This window comes from Bradyrhizobium zhanjiangense (genome assembly GCF_004114935.1).
Classification (GTDB): Bacteria; Pseudomonadota; Alphaproteobacteria; order Rhizobiales; family Xanthobacteraceae; genus Bradyrhizobium; species Bradyrhizobium zhanjiangense.
On sequence record NZ_CP022221.1, the window covers coordinates 5,891,668 to 5,907,005 of the forward strand.

Genomic DNA, 15,338 nt, shown 5'->3' on the forward strand with positions numbered 1-15,338 from the left:
GCGCGAGGCGCCTCCGCTCGGGCGGCTTCTTTCAAGTCTTGCTGCTGACGACCGGCCGCCGCCGCGCCGGCGCGGCTTGATCCAGCGCGGGTGCCTGGAACGCGGCAACGGTGGCCTGCACCAGTTGCTCGATGGCAATGGCGGCATCGCTGCCATCGGCTTCGCCACGCGATAGGCGCGAGACGCGCTCGGGCGTCACCAATGAATAATAGAGTGCACCGAGCAGGAAGTGGCTGCGCCAGACGATGTCGGTGCGCGGGATATGCGGCAGGCTCTCGTGGATCGCGTCGATGAAGGCGTGGCTGGTGTCGTCAAAGGTCTGCGCGATGATCTTGCGCGCGACCTCGTTGCCTTCCGCCGACATCACGGCGCGCAACCGCGTGAAGCGCGCCCCGCCGCCGGCGAGATCGCTGCCCGAGGTGAAGGCCGGCACCACATAAGCGCGCACGATCGCCTCCAGCCGGTCCTGGAGATCGCGCACGCGCTTGGCGGCCGCGAGCAGCTCCGATCGGCGCAAATTCATCGGCCCGCAATGGCGCCGGTAGATCTCCAGCAGCAGGCCGTCCTTGGTCTTGAAATGATAGGTCACGCTGCCGGGATTGGCCCCAGCAGCCTGCGCGATGTCGCGTACGGAGACGGCATTGAAGCCGTTGGTGGCGAACAGATCCTCGGCCGCGGCGAGGATCGCCTCGCGCATGTTCGGCTTGCGGACCGTTTCCTTGCTGGTGGGCTTGCGTACCATGTGATTTGTACTATCGTACAAAAGATCAGGTCTCGTCAACAAAAACCACGGACGGCGTTCGGGAACGGATGGAGACCGCCGGCAGGCGCGCGAATGCCCTTAAGGAGTGCTGGTAAATGCTGCGTTTGAACAAGAAGATCGGCGGGTTGATGCTGGGCGCTGGTCTGCTGCTGGCGGGCGGCGCCGCGCAGGCCGCCGAAAGTTACCCGAACAAGCCGGTCCACATTCTGGTCCCCTACGCCGCCGGCGGCGCGGTCGACGTGCTCGCACGCACGGCGGAGAGTTGCGCGCCTATGCCGTCACGTCGTCCGACGTCACACCGCTGCCGCGCAACTGGCCGCGCCTGATCCATGAGGGAAACTGGTCGGCGCTGATCGCCTCGCCGCTCAACGTCGTGACGTCGATCGCACTGCTCACGCTGCTCTCGACCGGCCTCCTGATCTGGGCGCGGCGGAAATTGCGTAAGCGGCGACCGCGCTCCGAGCGGCAAACCGACGCGGCCGTGGTTGGTGCCGGCTGATCGCGTCGGGAGTCAATTGCGCGCGCTCGCCCTCACCTTCTCCGGTGGTGCCACGCGTTGGAGAAGATCGCCGTCATCGCCGCCCGACGGAATCAAGATCGCACGCTCGCGCGGCAGTGCCTCCGGCATCTCGTCGCGGATGAACGCCACAAGCTTTTCCCTGATCTCGCAGCGCAGGTCCCAGGATTGCGGCGCATTGCGCGCGCTGACCAGCGCGCGAAGCTCGATGGTGCGCGAATCCGCGTCGACCACCTGGAGATTGACCACGGCGCCATCCCAGAGCTTGGACTGCTTCACCGCCTCCTCCAGCCAGCGTCGGATGCGCGCTACATCGGCACGGTAATCGACGTGGAGCGCGATGACGCCGATCAGGGAAGCGGTGTCACGGGTCCAGTTCTGGAACGGCTTTTCGATGAAATAGGACAGCGGCACCACCATGCGGCGCCAGTCCCATAGCCGGATCACGACATAGGTCGCGGCGATGTCCTCGACCCATCCCCACTCGTTCTCGATGATCACGGCATCCTCGATGCGGATCGGCTGGGTGATGGCGATCTGCAAGCCCGCGATCAGATTGCTCAGCAGCGGCCGCGCGGCAAGTCCGACGATGATACCGGCGGCGCCGGCGGAGGCGAACAGGCTGACGCCATATTGCTTCACCGAATCGAACGTCATCAACGCGGTGGACACCGAGATGATGACGATGATGGTGTCGGTGACGCGCTTGAACACGCGGACCTGCGTGACGTGCTTGCGCGCGATGAAGTTCTCGGTGACGTCGCGAAAGTTCTGGAGATAGCGCGCCGCACTCATGTCGACGATCCGGATCGAGATCCAGCCGATCAGCGCGATGACGGTCACGACGAACACCCGCATCAACGGCGTTCGGATCATATCGTCGAGTGGCGCAAGCGGCAGCACCAGCGCGACGGCGGCCAGGCAAAGGGCGAGTTGGGCCGGACCGGCGGTCCGGTCGATGAACACGCTCAGAAGCGGCAGGCGAGTTCCGAAGGCGCGCTTGAGCAGCCAGGCCGCGAACCGATAGAGGGAAAGGGCAAGCAGGATCGCGCCGGCAACCAGGTTGAGGCCGACAAACCAAGACGGTATCCAGCCGAACATCTCGTCGATGTCGGCCATGAGGGCCTGCCAGCTCATTGTTGTCCCCATCACTGCATTCGCGTAGCCCGCTCAACGCCTGCCGGTCAGCTTGGCTCCCCCATCCAGTGCAACGCATCATTCCGCTGATGCAACCGTTGACGAATTGCGCTAGATTTGAGGCACTCATGACTCGACGTACCGGCAGCGCCGATCTTCCTCTCCACACCGGGCGGGTTCCGCCGTGGCTTGCAAGCCGCATGGCTTCCCTCGGCGCGATCGTCACTGAGGCGATCGTTCATCACTACGGCCGTGATGCGTTTCTTCAGCGGCTGTCACATCCGTTCTGGTTTCAATCATTTGGCGCCGTGATGGGGATGGACTGGCACTCCTCGGGCATCACGACCTCCGTGATCGGCGCGCTGAAGCGTGGACTCGGACCGCTCCAGGACGAGCTCGGCATCTATGTCTGTGGCGGCCGCGGCCAGCATTCGCGCAAGACGCCGGACGAGCTGTTGCAGCTCGGCGAGCGCGTCGGCTTCGACGGCGTCAAGCTGACGCGTGCCAGCCGCCTGGTGGCGAAAGTCGACAGCGCGGCGGTGCAAGACGGCTTCGACCTCTATCTCCATGGATTCTTCGTCACCGCCGATGGCAAATGGACGGTGGTGCAGCAGGGCATGAACGGCGACAAGCGGCAGGCCCGCCGCTATCACTGGCATTCCGAGGCGCTGAAGAGTTTTGTCGATACGCCGCACAGTGCGATCGACGGTCCGCAGCAAGGCGAGATCGTCAATCTCACCGACCATCGCGCCGATGTCTCGCGCACCGCGCAGCTCGAGCTGTTGAGCAGCCTCGGCCCGGATCGCATCGTCTCCGAGTTCGAACGGCTCACCGGCCTTGAGCCGGCGCAAGCCATGCTGCCGCACCTGATCATGCCCGCGCATCACGACGTCCGCCCGAAGGACGTGTTCGCACGCCGCCTGCACGGCACCCTCGCTGCCGCGGCCGAGCGCGGCCCGGTCGATTTCCCGGAGCTGTTGCTGACGCCCGGCGTCGGTGCGCGCACAGTGCGCTCACTTGCGATGGTCGCCGAGGTCGTGCACGGCGCGCCCTATCGTTTCAAAGATCCCGCGCGCTTTTCGCTCGCCCATGGCGGCAAGGACCGGCATCCCTACCCCGTTCCGATCAAAGTCTATGACGAGACCATCCGCGTGTTGAAGGGCGCGATCCAGAACGCCAAGCTCGGACGCGAAGAAGAGATGCAGGCAATCAAGCGCCTCGACGACCAGGCGCGGCGGCTGGAGCGGACTGCACGAGGACCCTCGGTCGAAGCCTACATCGCCGGCGAGCGCGCCGCTTCGCCCGATCTCGACGGCCGCTCGGTGTTCGGCTGGGAGCGCGATCTCGCGCCGACAAAAAAGCGGACCGGCTGAACACCGGTCCGCCAGTTGATCGGGAGGAACGCCCCCTATCAGGTCTCGTCAGTCCCTGGCTCCTCGTCGAGCCGGTTGGCTGCGTGATCCTGATACTGCTCGGTCTGGATGAATTTGCCATCCATGCCGCGAATGTCCGAATGCTGCGTCTTGTCGCGATTGGACAGCACCATGTTGTCGCCGATCTTGTCCTTGGGGATATCGGCCATGGCGCCAGTGCCATCGCCCTTGCCATGCATGCCCGATCTGAAGTGCGTCTTACTGCCGTGCCCAGCTGGCATCGGTTTCTCCTCTTGCAGTGATCGCCCCCTTTGAACGCTCAGTGTTTCTGTTGTGCCGGCATTGGCTTCGGCGGCTTGTGGCCGCTCTGGCCGGGATCGTTGTGCTTGTTGTGGTCGCTCTCCTGATTGAGGCCGCCGCGACTTACCGCGTATTCGCTATGCCTCGCGTCCGGACGCGCGTGATGGACAGCGCCCCCGGACTTGCGACCGATCGCCTGATCGAGCTCGCGCGCGTTCGGAACATCGGGCTTGCGCTCGAGGATGCGAACCTGCTGCTCATGGGTCTTCTTGCCTTGCATGCTCGTTCTCCGAAGCTACCGACCTCTTCGGTGCGCGCCGCCATGTGCGACGTCCTTGTCGATGCCGCCGCCGATGCCCACATCGTTCTCGCGATCGCCTTCGATCGTGTTCTCGCCGAGAGCATCTTCGAGATCGTCGGGTGACACGCCCGCCATGGTGGCCCCCTTCGATCCTCCGATCAGAGGATTGTCACGCATGTCCTTTTCGCTCGGCGTGTACAATTTGGGTTGCTTGCTGCTCATGAACTACCTGCCTCCGCCCTTTCCGGCTTCATCATGACTGTGATGAGAATCGCGCTCGCCGCCTCCGCCGGAGATCCGGCTATGGCTGCGCTGCAAATCGTCCGCCGGCGGCTTCTTCACCTCCAACGGGGCCTTCGCATTCTCATGCGAAGCACCCGGTCCGCCCTGACGAATGCTGTTCGGTGTCTTGGTGGATGTCGACATGAATGTCGCCCTCCTCAGCGATCTTGCTGATAGCCTTGATTGGTCGTGTTCTGCTTGATGTTGCCCTGCTGTCCCTGCTGGTCCGGATTTTCCACGCGCTGTTGACCGTGCGGGGTCTGATTGGGCGACTCTTGTTTGGTATCGCCGGTTCCCTTCGGGCTCTGATTTTCCGGCGGAACAGGTGGCATCTTGCTGGCCATGATCTTGTCTCCCGTTAAGACGTCGATCTGCGACTTGCGGCCAAGGAACTTCCGTCGTCTCCGACGTCCTAATGACAACAGGACCAACGGCACACCGTTCCTGACTGATAACGCTCGAGCAAGATTTTCCGAAGGGAGCCGATCTCAGCCCGCCGCGGTGAGGGAACGATCAATCATCGTTTCCGCGCGCGCCGCCGGTGTTCCGCGACCCTCGGTCGAGACGGGAAGCTTCGCAATCGCGCGCAAACCCGGCCGCCTGCGCCAGCGGATCTCGGCGGGATCGACGGCCAAGCCAAGCTTCGGCCATCGCACGAACAGCGCTTCCAACGCGCACGCCGCCTCGATGCGCGCGAGCTGGTGGCCAAGGCAGAAATGGATTCCTGTTCCGAACGAGAGGTGGCGGTTAGGCTTGCGTTCGAGATCGAGCTTCTCGGGACGATCGTGCACCGTGGGATCCATGTTCGCCGCGGCGAGCATCACCATGACGCGATCGCCCTTCTTCAGGCGCACGCCTTCGACCTCGACATCCCGCCGCACATAGCGCGGCTTGGAGAATTGCACTGGCGAGACGAAGCGCAGGAATTCCTCGACGGCAAGGCCGACGCGGCTCCAGTCCTCTTCGAGCCAATCGCGCAGTCCGGAGTTCCTGAGCAGTTCGTAAGCCGAACCGCTGATGAGATGCGTGGTGGTCTCCGAGCCGGCCGCGAGCAGCAGAAAAACCATCGAGACCATTTCGTCCGGCGTGATCTGGCCACCCTCGCGCTCGACCTGGACCAGCTCCGCGATCAGGTCTTCGCCGCCCTGTACACGCGCGATCTGCAACTGCCGTTCGAGGTAAGCGCGCATCTTGCGGAACGCGAACAGCAGGCGGAAGAAGCTGACGGCATTGGTCAGCGAGGACATCGCGTTGGCCCAGGCGATGAATTGCGGACGGTCCGCCGGAGGCAGGCCCAGGAGCTCGGAGATCACCGCGAGCGGCAGGATACGCGCGTAGCGCTGGACGAGATCGGCCGGACTTCCGTTCGCAAAGAGTTCGTCGGCGAGATCGTCGGCGATGGCGCGGATGCGCGGCTCCATCGCGACGATGGCGCGCCGACGAAAAGCCTCGTCCACGATGCTGCGCAGCCTGGTGTGATCCGGCTCGTCCATCGTCAGCATGTTGTTGGCGATGGTCCTAACGTATCTCGGCATCCACCAGCGCAGACCGGCGACGTCGCCATCCTCCTTGCGCAGCGTGAAGGTGGTGCCGTCCTTCAGGACCTGCGCGGTGGCGTCATGGGTCGTGGTGATCCAGACCTCGCCGATGAGAGGAAATCGCGTCGCGACTACGGGGCCGGACATGCGCAGCGTCGCGATCGCCTTGGGCGGATCGCGAAAAAAGGCCTCGCTGGTGAAATCGAGGCGCGCTGTCATGGGTTCACCGGAGTGATTGCTGGCGTCTCAACCAGATGGTGCGCGGCGCGGCCGGTGCAAGGGCGGAACGTGCACCTGCTTCGGCCGCAGACGTCGAAAGACCTATCCGCGTCCCGGAGGTCGCTGCCCGGTCTTGCGCTGCTGCTGGCTGGTGTAGGCGTCCCAATGGCTCCAGCTGCCATTGCTGAGGCTTTGCAGGTCGGTCGCGAGCGGTCGGCGCGTGCGCTTGTCGTGATCGGCGATCACGCGCTCGGACTGCGCGATCTTGCGCTTGAGTTCCGCGATGATCTTCTGGGTGTCGCCGTTCCGCTTCGAAGAGGCGATCTCGCCCATCGTGAAGCGCGCAGTCTCGAGCGCCTTCAACTCGGCGCGGTTCTTCTTCAACTGGACCCGGTGCCAGGCGATGTTGCTGTCGCTGTCCGCAACCATGTGGGAACTCCGCTGATTCGCTCCCATATAGTATCGTGCGCCGAATCGGCGCCGCAACGGGCGCCCGGCGGCGAAAATGCGACCTTATTGGGCAGGAATTACGGGCCTATAGCGCGAAGTGGATACCGGTTCGCGTAAAGAGAACGCGTCAAATCCAAGCCCCCCGTTCCGACTCATCGGAAGGGAATGGCTCAGCGTTCGGCAAAGGCCTTTTCGACCACGAACTGGGCCGGCTCGCCGTGATTGCCCTCGATGAAGCCGCGTTCGCCCAGCAGCACGCGCGTGTCTGCGACCAGGGCCGGACTGCCGCAGATCATGACGCGGTCGTGGGCGGCTTCCAGGGCCGGCAGGCCGATGTCGGTGAACAGCTTACCTGACGTGATGAGGTCGGTAATGCGGCCGCGATTGCGGAAGGGATCGCGCGTCACGGTCGGGTAGTAGATCAGTTGATTGCGGATGTACTCGCCGATCAGCTCGTCCTTGGGCAGCGTCTCGGTGATCATCTCGCCATAGGCGAGCTCCCTGACGCGCCGGCAGCCGTGTAGCAGCACCACCTTCTCGAAGCGCTCGTAGGTCTCGGGGTCCTTGATCACGCTCAGGAACGGCGCGAGCCCCGTGCCGGTGCCGATGAGGTAGAGGTTGCGGCCCTCTTCCAGATTGTCGATCACCAGCGTGCCGGTGGCCTTGCGGCTGACGATGATCTCGTCGCCTTCCTTCAGGTGCTGAAGCCGTGAGGTCAGCGGACCATCCGGCACCTTGATCGAGAAGAACTCCAGCGTGTCCTCGTAATTGGCGCTGGCGACGCTATAGGCCCGCAGCAGCGGCTTCTCGCCCACCTTGAGCCCGATCATGGTGAATTCGCCGTTACGGAAGCGGAAGGTCGGGCTGCGGGTGGTCTTGAAGGAGAATAGCGTGTCGGTCCAGTGGTGGACGCTCAAAACGCTTTCCTGATTGAAATTGCTCATCTCACCTTCCCTGTCACTTCCAATGCGGGTTTCGAGGCGGCAGCTATGCGTCGTTAGTACACGATCATTCGTATACTAATGAATAATCCTGCTTGATCCCGCGGTCAAGGCTGCCCAAGATCGAAAGCCTTGCAGTTAGGAACAAGGAGCCCCCTCCATGGCGCATGACGCCCCCCAGGCCAGCGGACCCTCGAAGCTCGTGATCCGGAATATCGGCCTGATCCTGTCCGGCGCCCTGGAAAAGCCGATCCTGGACGGCGACACCATCGTTGCCGAGAACGGCAAGATCACCGCGATCGGCCGCTTCAAGGACGTCGACACCGAAGGCGCGACCACCATCGTCGACGCCCACGGCACCACGGTCGCGCCGGGCCTGATCGACAGCCACGTGCATCCCGTTGCCGGCGACTGGACGCCGCGGCAGAACCAGATCAACTGGATCGACAGCTACCTCCACGGCGGCGTCACCACCATGATCTCCGCCGGCGAAGTGCACATGCCCGGCCGCCCCCGCGACGTCGTCGGTCTCAAGGCCATGGCCGTATACGCCCAGCGCGCGTTCTGGACCTTGCGCCCCGGCGGCGTGAAGGTTCACGCCGGCGCGCCGGTGATCGAATGCGAGATGGTCGAGGAGGATTTCAAGGAGATGGCCGCCAACGGCGTCAAGCTGCTCGGCGAGGTCGGGCTCGGTGGCGTCAAGGATGGTCCGACCGCGCGGAAGATGGTCGGCTGGGCGCGTAAATACGGCATCCAGAGTACGATCCATACCGGCGGCCCGTCGATCCCCGGCTCAGGCCTGATCGACAAGGACGTGGTGCTGGAGGCCGATACCGACGTGGTCGGCCACATCAATGGCGGCCACACGGCGCTTCCCGACGACCAGATCCGCTGCATCTGCGAGGGCTGCAAGCGCGGCCTCGAGCTCGTGCACAACGGCAACGAGCGCTCGGCCCTGTTCACGCTGCGCACCGCGCGCGAGATGGGCGATCTGCACCGCGTCATCCTCGGTACCGACGCGCCGGCCGGCTCCGGCGTGCAGCCGCTCGGCATCCTGCGCATGGTCTCGATGCTGTCCTCGCTCGGCGAGCTGCCGGCCGAGATCGCCTTCTGCCTTGCCACCGGCAACACCGCCCGGATGCGCGAGCTCGATTGCGGCCTGATCGAAGTCGGCCGCTCCGCCGACTTCGTCATCATGGACAAGGCGCAACACTCGCCCGGCAAGAGCATTTTGGAGAGCGTTCAGCTCGGCGATCTCCCCGGCATCGGGATGACCATCATCGACGGCATCGTCCGGACCCAGCGCAGCCGCAACACGCCGCCGGCGGGCAAGGTACCGGAGGTGGTGGCGAAGTAGGCTCGCGAAAACACCAAACCCGTCATCCTGAGGTGCGAGTGCACGGCGCGAAGGCGCCGTGTGTGAGCCTCGAAGGATGAACGGCCGAGCTGACGCAGCGGGGCCGTCGCCCTTCGAGGGCCGCTGAAGAAGCGGCCACCTCAGGGTGACGGTGAGGCACCTTGCTCGGTATCGTAGGGTGGGCAAAGCGAAGCGTGCCCACCATTGCGCCTGCAAATGCGATGAAGATGATGGGCACGGCGCGTTGCGCCTTTGCCCACCCTACGGCACCTTCCTCACCGGAGCTTATTGAGCAGCGCCATCAGCGTTTCGCGCTCCTTCGCGTCGAGCGGCGCCAGGGTCTCGCGGGTGATCGCCAGCGCGTTCGGCGCCAGCTTCTCCGCGAGCTGCTGACCGGCGCGGGTCAGGGTGACCAGCAAGCGCCGCCCGTCCTCGGGATCCTGGCTCGTTTCCGTCAGGCCGCGCGCCGTCAGGCGGTCGATCACGCCCTTGATGGTCGCAACGTCCATCGCCGTGAGACGTCCGAGCTGGTTCTGCGAGCACGGCCCGGTCTCGGCGAGCTTCGACAGCGCCGCCCATTGGGTCGGCGTCAAATTGGTGCCGATGTCGCGGGAGAAGATCGAGCTGTGGCGCTGCCAGACCTGGCGCAGGATGAAGCCGACCTGCTCGTCGAGCACGTAAGGCGGTTTTGCTGGTTTGGCGTTCTTCTTTGCCGCGACGCTTCTCGCCATCCGTTCGCTGCCCTTCCCTTTGCCCTCACAACGACAGATGCGCGTCACGGATATCCGGACGTGCGTCGAGCTCGGCCATGGTGCCGCCGAAGCAGATGCGGCCGCGCTCGATGATGTAGGCGCGATCGGAAATCAGCCGCGCGAAATGCAGATTCTGCTCGGAGACGACGATGCTGACGCCTTCCTTCTTCATGGTCAGGATGGCATCGACCATCTGTTCCACGATCTTCGGCGACAGGCCCTCCGAAGGCTCGTCCAACAGGACCAGCGACGGATTGCCCATCAGCGTGCGCGCGATGGTGAGCATCTGCTGCTCGCCGCCGCTCATGCGCCCGCCCGGACGGTTTTTCATCTCACCCAGGTTTGGAAATAGCGTGAACAGTTTTTCGCGCGTCCAGTGCGGAGCGTTCGGACGCTTGGGCTGGCGGCCGACCTCGAGATTTTCCTCAACGGTCAGGTCCGTGAAGATGCGCCGCTCCTCCGGCACATAGCCGAGGCCCTCGCGCACGATCTCATGCGTCGGACGCACCGAGACGTCCTTGCCCTCGAACATGATGCGGCCGGTTCGCTGCGCGACGAGGCCAACGATGGAGCGAAAGGTCGTCGACTTGCCGGCGCCGTTGCGCCCGAGCAGCGCGACGACCTCGCCCGCGCCGACCTCGAAGCCGATGTCGAACAGGATATGCGCCGGACCATAATGGCTGTTGAGCGCTTCGACCGTCAGCTTCATGTCGAGGCTCCCTCGCGATGGCGGGCATCGTAGACGAGGCCCTCGCCGAGATAGACCGCCTGCACCTGCGGATTGCCGCGCACCTCGGCCGGCGAACCCTCGGCGATCAGCGTGCCGCGGTTGAGCACGATGATGCGGTCGGCATGTTCGAACACGACGTCCATGTCGTGCTCGGTGAAGAGCACGCCGATCGATTTCTCCCGCGCGATCTGCGCGGTCAGCCGCATCAGGTCGACACGCTCGCGCGGTGCCATGCCCGCGGTCGGCTCGTCCATCAAGAGCAGCTTTGGCTGGTTGGCGAGCGCGACGGCAAGCTCGAGCCGCTTGAGGTCGCCATAGGCGAGCTCGCCGCAGGGCCGATCCGCGTAGCCGCTCATGCCGACCAGCTCGAGCAGACGGCCGGCCTCGCCGCGGTCGAACTTCGGCGCCGAACCGAACAGATTGAACAGCTGCTTCCCGTGCGAGATCAGCGCGACTTGCACGTTCTCGCGCACAGTCATGGTAGCGAAGGTCGCAGTGATCTGAAACGTGCGCCCGACGCCGAGGCGCCAGACATCGCGCGGCTTCCTGCCGGTGATCTCTTCGCCGAGCAGACGGACATGGCCGGAATCCGGCTTGTTCTGGCCGTTGAGCATGTCGAAGCAAGTGCTCTTGCCGGCGCCGTTCGGCCCGATCAACGCCAGGATCTCGCCGGCGCGCAGCGAGAACGAGACGCCGCGCACGGCATGGATGCCGCCATAGGATTTGGTCAGGCCTTCGACCGCGAGAAGTGGAGGTGCGACGCTCATTCGGCAGACTCGATCGGCTTGGCAAGCAAGGGGGATCCCGGGGGCGATGCTTTCTTACGGCGCTGCGCCAGCAGCTCCAGCATGCCGACGATGCCCTTGGGGAAGACGACGACGATCAGCATGATGAAGCCGCCGAGCACAAGCTTCGACAGATCGGTCTGGCTGACCAGCCAGATGTTCAGAGCCTTGTAGACGATGGCGCCGATCACCGCGCCCGATACAGTTTCGACGCCGCCGAGCAGCACCATGACCAGCGCATCGACCGACAGCGAGATGCCGAGATTGTCAGGGAAGACGCTGCCCTTGAGGTAGGCGAACAGCGCGCCGCCGATACCGGCAGTGGTGCCTGCGATCACGAAGGCGGTCCACTGGATGCGCTTCGCGTCGATACCGATCGCTTCGCTGCGCAGCGCCGAGTCACGCGTCGCCCTGAGCGCATAGCCGAACGGCGAGAACACCATGGCTCGAAGCGCGATGGTCACCAGCGCCGCGACGCCGAGCGCGAGCCAATAGAAATGCGATGGGCTCGCGGCCCAGCTCGACGGCCAAAGGCCCAGAATGCCGTTGTCACCGCCCGTCACGTTCACCCACTGGAATGCGATCGACCACACGATCTGCGCGAAGGCGAGCGTCAGCATGGCGAAATAGACGCCGGACAGCTGCACCGCGAAGAAGCCGAACACGGCCGCGCCCATGCAGCCGAGCAGCGGGCCGAGCAACAGACACACGATCATCGGGAGCCCCGCCATCTTGGCGAGGAAGGCGATGCCGTAGGCACCAAGCCCGAAATAGGCGGCATGGCCGAACGATGCGAGCCCGCCGACCGACATCAGGAAGTGCAGGCTGACGGCGAAGATGACGAAGATCGCGATCTCCGAGCCGACCGTCAGCGCGTAATTGCCGGCAAACAGCGGCAGCGTCGCTGCGATGACGAGCGCGGCCAGCGCAGCCAGCCGTTCATTCGACGTCAGCGGTCGCCAGGGATTGACAGTCAGACCCGGCGTCTTGCGCGCGGCCGCCTCGGGCTTGCCGAACAGGCCCCAGGGCCGCACGATCAGCACCACCGCCATCACCAGAAAGACCAGGATGATGGAGATCTTCGGGAAGATCAGGATGCCGAAGGCGTTGAGCTCGGACACCAGCACCGCAGCAACGAAGGCGCCGACGATGCTGCCGAGGCCGCCGATCACGACCACAACGAACACTTCCACGATGATCCGAAGATCCATGGCGTGATGCACGGCATCGCGCGGGATCTGGAGCGCCCCGCCGAGGGCTGCAAGGAAGACGCCGACCGCGAACACGCTCGTGAACAGCCACTTCTGGTTCACGCCGAGCGCGGCGACCATGTCGCGGTCCTGCGTCGCGGCGCGCACCAAGACGCCCCAGCGCGTGCGCTGGAACAGCAGCCAGAGAATGCCGAGCACGACCGGTCCGAGCACGATCAGGAACAGATCATAGCTCGGAATGTTCTGGCCGAAGAAATCGATCGCGCCCTTGAAGCCGGGCGCGCGGCGGCCGACGAGGTCGTCAGGCCCCCAAATTAGCACGACGAGATCTTCGACCATCAGGGTCAGGCCGAAGGTCGCGAGCAGCTGGAACAGTTCGGGCGCGTGATAGATGCGCCGCAGCAGCACCATCTCGACGATGATTCCAATCAGCGCCACTGCCAGCGCCGCCAGCACGATCCCGCCCCAGAAGCCGAACGCACCCGACAGCCGCTCGGTGAGCGTGAAGGCGATGTAGGCGCCGATCATGTAGAAGGCGCCATGCGCGAAATTCACGATCCGCGTCACGCCGAAGATGATCGACAGGCCCGAGGCCACCAGGAACAGCGACGCTGCGCTGGCGAGACCGGTCAGAAACTGTACCACATAAAAGGCCATCGGCGGTCCGGGTTAGATGAATTCGTAGGGTGGGTTAGTCCAGCGACTACGCGGAGCGGAGTTCGCCGGGCGTAACCCACCATTTCTTGTGGCACCGAAGGTGGTGGGTTACGCCTTCGGCTAACCCACCCTACGGCAGCGGAGAGTGAAGCCAGATCAATCCTTCGGACGCAGCTTCTCAATTTCGGCGTCGCCAGGCAGGTAGTCCGCGCCCTTCTTGTAGGATGTATCCACCATCACACCCTTGCCGTCCTTCAGCGCAGTCTTGCCGACATAGGCACCGAGCGTCGACTGATGGTCGATCTTGCGGAAGGTGATCTCGCCGAAGGGCGACGGCATCGACAGGCCTTCAGCCGCGGTGATCAGCTTCTCTGGATCGGTCGAGCCGGCCTTCGCCAGGATTGCCGCCGCCGATTTGATGGTCTGGTAGCCGACGATCGAGCCAAGGCGCGGATAGTCGTTGTACTTGGCCTGGTAGGCCTTCAGGAACGCGTCATGCTCGGGCGTCTTGATCGAGTACCAGGGATAGCCGGTGACGATCCAACCCTCGGGCGTCTCGTCCTTGAGCGGATCGAGATATTCGGGCTCGCCGGTCAGGAAGGAGACGACCTCACGCCCCTTGAACAGGCCGCGGGTGTTGCCTTCGCGCACGAGCTTAACGAGATCGGCGCCGAAGGTGACGTTGAGGATCGCTTCCGGATTGGCGGCGGCCACCGCCTGCACCACCGGGCCCGCGTCGATTTTGCCCTGCGGCGGCCATTGCTCGTCGACCCACTGGATATCCGGGCGCTTCTCCGACATCAGTTTCTTGAACACCGCGACCGCCGATTGACCGTATTCGTAGTTCGGCGCGATCGTCGCCCAGCGTTTCGCAGGCAGCTTGCTGGCTGCCTCCACCAGCATCGCCGCCTGCATGTAGTTGGAGGGACGCAGGCGGAAGGTGTATTTGTTGCCCTTCGACCAGGTGATCGCGTCGGTGAGCGGCTCGGCCGCGAGGAAGAACACCTTCTTCTGGTTGGCGAAGTCGCTGACGGCGAGGCCGATGTTCGACAGGAACGTGCCCGTGAGCATCGCGACACCCTCGCTCGAGACGAGCTCATTGGCCGCGGTCTGCGCATCGGCCGGCTTGCCGCCATCGTCCTTGGAGATGACGACGAGCTTCTTGCCGTTGATGCCACCGGCCGCGTTGATCTGTTCGACCGCGAGCTGCCATCCCTTGCGATAGGGCTCGGTGAAGGCCGGCAGTAGCGAATAGCTGTTGATCTCGCCGATCTTGATGTCCTGCGCCAGGGCCGAATGGGCCATGCCGCCGGCCAGAAGCGCGAAGGCCGCGCCGACAAAAACGTTTCTTGCTCGCATCCCAACCTCCAGTTTTGAACTTCTCTCGTTCGCACACGATTTGATCGGAGAACCCGTGCCCGGCTCTCCGGATCGCGCTACCTCAATCCGTCTTCGCCCTTGATCTCCGCAACCGTCAGCCCGCCGACGCGCGGCAGCGGACGGCCGCTGTCGGTGACGGCAACCGCGACCATGATCTCGTTGGCGCGCGGCGCATCGTTGATCTGTACCTCCATGCCGTCAAAATGGCTGCGTACGAAGGCTGCGTCCTTGTGCCCCAGAGGGATATCCAGCGTCGTGCCGGGACCGCTGCGTTTTTTCGACGACGGGATCAGCGCCGCGCCCTTGCTCAGCACTTTGCGCACGGGCGCACCCATCTTCGGATGCAGGATCGCGGCGGCATGCTCCAGCTCGCCGTTCTCGCCGACGGCCGCGGCCTTGCCATAGCTCTGCGCCTTCGCGCCATCGATGCCGAGCGCCGCCACCGCGCGCTTCGACAGCAACTCGCCCAGTTCCTCGCCGATCGCAATCAGCGGGGAAAGGTCTTCGACATATTTCCCCGCAAAGGGATTCTCGATCACGGCGATCGCCGCGGCGCGCCGGGTCGGCGGCGACACCTGACGCCCCATCTCCATCTGGGTCTCTTCGACGACGGTGACGATCTTGCGGATGATCGCGCTCATGATT

At 64.3% G+C, this 15,338-nt stretch carries 20 protein-coding genes; 4 read left to right on the plus strand and 16 right to left on the minus strand.

The features are described 5' to 3' along the window. Positions 1–31: 31 nt before the first annotated feature. A complete protein-coding gene (locus XH85_RS28320; protein ID WP_128934440.1) occupies positions 32–742 on the minus strand; it encodes a TetR/AcrR family transcriptional regulator in 711 nt (236 codons plus the stop codon). Between the two features lie 116 nt (positions 743–858). Here XH85_RS28320 and XH85_RS28325 point away from each other — a divergent pair, with 116 nt between their 5' ends. Both XH85_RS28325 and XH85_RS28330 read left to right on the plus strand, forming a co-directional pair. Continuing rightward, positions 859–1,089, plus strand: coding sequence for a hypothetical protein (locus XH85_RS28325; protein ID WP_276339291.1), 231 nt, complete (start codon positions 859–861; stop codon positions 1,087–1,089). Next, positions 1,026–1,262, plus strand: a complete 237-nt coding sequence (locus XH85_RS28330) for a hypothetical protein (RefSeq protein ID WP_420809133.1) — start codon at positions 1,026–1,028, stop codon at positions 1,260–1,262. The genes XH85_RS28325 and XH85_RS28330 overlap by 64 nt, the downstream gene beginning before the upstream one ends. 12 nt (positions 1,263–1,274) lie before the next feature. Here the strand turns inward: XH85_RS28330 and XH85_RS28335 are convergent, their stop codons facing one another. Beyond that, complete coding sequence (locus XH85_RS28335; RefSeq protein WP_128934441.1) at positions 1,275–2,417, minus strand: mechanosensitive ion channel family protein; 1,143 nt, start codon at positions 2,415–2,417, stop codon at positions 1,275–1,277. A 128-nt stretch (positions 2,418–2,545) separates the two neighbouring features. Between XH85_RS28335 and XH85_RS28340 the strand changes: the two genes are divergently transcribed. Further along, a complete protein-coding gene (locus XH85_RS28340) occupies positions 2,546–3,790 on the plus strand; it encodes a DUF763 domain-containing protein (RefSeq protein ID WP_128934442.1) in 1,245 nt (414 codons plus the stop codon). Positions 3,791–3,828: 38 nt separating this feature from the next. On the opposite strand, the gene XH85_RS28345 is transcribed toward XH85_RS28340, so the two are convergent. The 8 genes from XH85_RS28345 to XH85_RS28380 form a co-directional block, all read right to left on the minus strand. Further along, a complete protein-coding gene (locus tag XH85_RS28345; protein WP_128934443.1) occupies positions 3,829–4,071 on the minus strand; it encodes a hypothetical protein in 243 nt (80 codons plus the stop codon). Between the two features lie 38 nt (positions 4,072–4,109). Beyond that, positions 4,110–4,370 (minus strand): hypothetical protein, encoded by a 261-nt coding sequence (locus tag XH85_RS28350; protein WP_128934444.1) that lies wholly within the window; start codon positions 4,368–4,370, stop codon positions 4,110–4,112. Between the two features lie 15 nt (positions 4,371–4,385). After that, positions 4,386–4,568: a hypothetical protein gene (locus XH85_RS28355; RefSeq protein ID WP_245471220.1), complete on the minus strand. Its 183-nt coding sequence runs from the start codon at positions 4,566–4,568 to the stop codon at positions 4,386–4,388. A gap of 48 nt (positions 4,569–4,616) precedes the next feature. Then, positions 4,617–4,817 (minus strand): hypothetical protein, encoded by a 201-nt coding sequence (locus XH85_RS46890; protein WP_091888628.1) that lies wholly within the window; start codon positions 4,815–4,817, stop codon positions 4,617–4,619. 14 nt (positions 4,818–4,831) lie between these two features. Beyond that, entirely contained in the window at positions 4,832–5,017 is a 186-nt protein-coding gene (locus tag XH85_RS28365) for a hypothetical protein (RefSeq protein WP_128934446.1), read from the minus strand. A gap of 144 nt (positions 5,018–5,161) precedes the next feature. Continuing rightward, complete coding sequence (locus XH85_RS28370) at positions 5,162–6,430, minus strand: cytochrome P450 (RefSeq protein ID WP_128934447.1); 1,269 nt, start codon at positions 6,428–6,430, stop codon at positions 5,162–5,164. 102 nt (positions 6,431–6,532) lie between these two features. Continuing rightward, on the minus strand, positions 6,533–6,859 hold the full coding sequence (locus XH85_RS28375; RefSeq protein WP_128934448.1) for a hypothetical protein: 327 nt from the start codon (positions 6,857–6,859) through the stop codon (positions 6,533–6,535). A 191-nt stretch (positions 6,860–7,050) separates the two neighbouring features. Then, positions 7,051–7,824 carry a ferredoxin--NADP reductase gene (locus XH85_RS28380; protein ID WP_128934449.1) on the minus strand — a complete coding sequence of 258 codons (774 nt, stop codon included), beginning with the start codon at positions 7,822–7,824 and terminating at the stop codon, positions 7,051–7,053. 157 nt (positions 7,825–7,981) lie between these two features. Between XH85_RS28380 and XH85_RS28385 the strand changes: the two genes are divergently transcribed. Further along, a complete protein-coding gene (locus tag XH85_RS28385) occupies positions 7,982–9,178 on the plus strand; it encodes an amidohydrolase family protein (protein WP_128934450.1) in 1,197 nt (398 codons plus the stop codon). A 275-nt stretch (positions 9,179–9,453) separates the two neighbouring features. On the opposite strand, the gene XH85_RS28390 is transcribed toward XH85_RS28385, so the two are convergent. From XH85_RS28390 to XH85_RS28415, 6 genes are all read right to left on the minus strand, one after another. After that, on the minus strand, positions 9,454–9,909 hold the full coding sequence (locus tag XH85_RS28390) for a MarR family winged helix-turn-helix transcriptional regulator (protein ID WP_128934451.1): 456 nt from the start codon (positions 9,907–9,909) through the stop codon (positions 9,454–9,456). 25 nt (positions 9,910–9,934) lie between these two features. Continuing rightward, the gene (locus XH85_RS28395) at positions 9,935–10,639 is read right to left on the minus strand and encodes an ABC transporter ATP-binding protein (RefSeq protein WP_128934452.1); all 705 of its coding nucleotides are present in this window, start codon (positions 10,637–10,639) and stop codon (positions 9,935–9,937) included. After that, positions 10,636–11,427, minus strand: a complete 792-nt coding sequence (locus tag XH85_RS28400) for an ABC transporter ATP-binding protein (protein ID WP_128934453.1) — start codon at positions 11,425–11,427, stop codon at positions 10,636–10,638. Before XH85_RS28400 ends, XH85_RS28395 begins: the two co-directional genes overlap by 4 nt. Then, positions 11,424–13,313: an ABC transporter permease gene (locus XH85_RS28405; RefSeq protein WP_128934454.1), complete on the minus strand. Its 1,890-nt coding sequence runs from the start codon at positions 13,311–13,313 to the stop codon at positions 11,424–11,426. Before XH85_RS28405 ends, XH85_RS28400 begins: the two co-directional genes overlap by 4 nt. A 156-nt stretch (positions 13,314–13,469) precedes the next feature. Further along, positions 13,470–14,672 carry an ABC transporter substrate-binding protein gene (locus XH85_RS28410; RefSeq protein WP_128934455.1) on the minus strand — a complete coding sequence of 401 codons (1,203 nt, stop codon included), beginning with the start codon at positions 14,670–14,672 and terminating at the stop codon, positions 13,470–13,472. 77 nt (positions 14,673–14,749) lie between these two features. Further along, entirely contained in the window at positions 14,750–15,334 is a 585-nt protein-coding gene (locus XH85_RS28415) for an amino acid synthesis family protein (RefSeq protein ID WP_084803796.1), read from the minus strand. Between the last annotated feature and the right edge of the window lie 4 nt (positions 15,335–15,338).

What these genes read in the sequence shown, in the direction of transcription:
- XH85_RS28335 (WP_128934441.1), bottom strand. Translation starts at nt 2,417, where the DNA reads ATGAGCTGGCAGGCCCTCATGGCCGACATCGACGAGATGTTCGGCTGG.
- XH85_RS28370 (WP_128934447.1), bottom strand. Translation starts at nt 6,430, where the DNA reads ATGACAGCGCGCCTCGATTTCACCAGCGAGGCCTTTTTTCGCGATCCG.
- XH85_RS28350 (WP_128934444.1), bottom strand. Translation starts at nt 4,370, where the DNA reads ATGCAAGGCAAGAAGACCCATGAGCAGCAGGTTCGCATCCTCGAGCGC.
- XH85_RS28410 (WP_128934455.1), bottom strand. Translation starts at nt 14,672, where the DNA reads ATGCGAGCAAGAAACGTTTTTGTCGGCGCGGCCTTCGCGCTTCTGGCC.
- XH85_RS28400 (WP_128934453.1), bottom strand. Translation starts at nt 11,427, where the DNA reads ATGAGCGTCGCACCTCCACTTCTCGCGGTCGAAGGCCTGACCAAATCC.
- XH85_RS28365 (WP_128934446.1), bottom strand. Translation starts at nt 5,017, where the DNA reads ATGGCCAGCAAGATGCCACCTGTTCCGCCGGAAAATCAGAGCCCGAAG.
- XH85_RS28355 (WP_245471220.1), bottom strand. Translation starts at nt 4,568, where the DNA reads ATGCGTGACAATCCTCTGATCGGAGGATCGAAGGGGGCCACCATGGCG.
- XH85_RS28375 (WP_128934448.1), bottom strand. Translation starts at nt 6,859, where the DNA reads ATGGTTGCGGACAGCGACAGCAACATCGCCTGGCACCGGGTCCAGTTG.
- XH85_RS28385 (WP_128934450.1), top strand. Translation starts at nt 7,982, where the DNA reads ATGGCGCATGACGCCCCCCAGGCCAGCGGACCCTCGAAGCTCGTGATC.
- XH85_RS28320 (WP_128934440.1), bottom strand. Translation starts at nt 742, where the DNA reads ATGGTACGCAAGCCCACCAGCAAGGAAACGGTCCGCAAGCCGAACATG.
- XH85_RS28345 (WP_128934443.1), bottom strand. Translation starts at nt 4,071, where the DNA reads ATGCCAGCTGGGCACGGCAGTAAGACGCACTTCAGATCGGGCATGCAT.
- XH85_RS46890 (WP_091888628.1), bottom strand. Translation starts at nt 4,817, where the DNA reads ATGTCGACATCCACCAAGACACCGAACAGCATTCGTCAGGGCGGACCG.
- XH85_RS28390 (WP_128934451.1), bottom strand. Translation starts at nt 9,909, where the DNA reads ATGGCGAGAAGCGTCGCGGCAAAGAAGAACGCCAAACCAGCAAAACCG.
- XH85_RS28380 (WP_128934449.1), bottom strand. Translation starts at nt 7,824, where the DNA reads ATGAGCAATTTCAATCAGGAAAGCGTTTTGAGCGTCCACCACTGGACC.
- XH85_RS28325 (WP_276339291.1), top strand. Translation starts at nt 859, where the DNA reads ATGCTGCGTTTGAACAAGAAGATCGGCGGGTTGATGCTGGGCGCTGGT.
- XH85_RS28415 (WP_084803796.1), bottom strand. Translation starts at nt 15,334, where the DNA reads ATGAGCGCGATCATCCGCAAGATCGTCACCGTCGTCGAAGAGACCCAG.
- XH85_RS28395 (WP_128934452.1), bottom strand. Translation starts at nt 10,639, where the DNA reads ATGAAGCTGACGGTCGAAGCGCTCAACAGCCATTATGGTCCGGCGCAT.
- XH85_RS28405 (WP_128934454.1), bottom strand. Translation starts at nt 13,313, where the DNA reads ATGGCCTTTTATGTGGTACAGTTTCTGACCGGTCTCGCCAGCGCAGCG.
- XH85_RS28340 (WP_128934442.1), top strand. Translation starts at nt 2,546, where the DNA reads ATGACTCGACGTACCGGCAGCGCCGATCTTCCTCTCCACACCGGGCGG.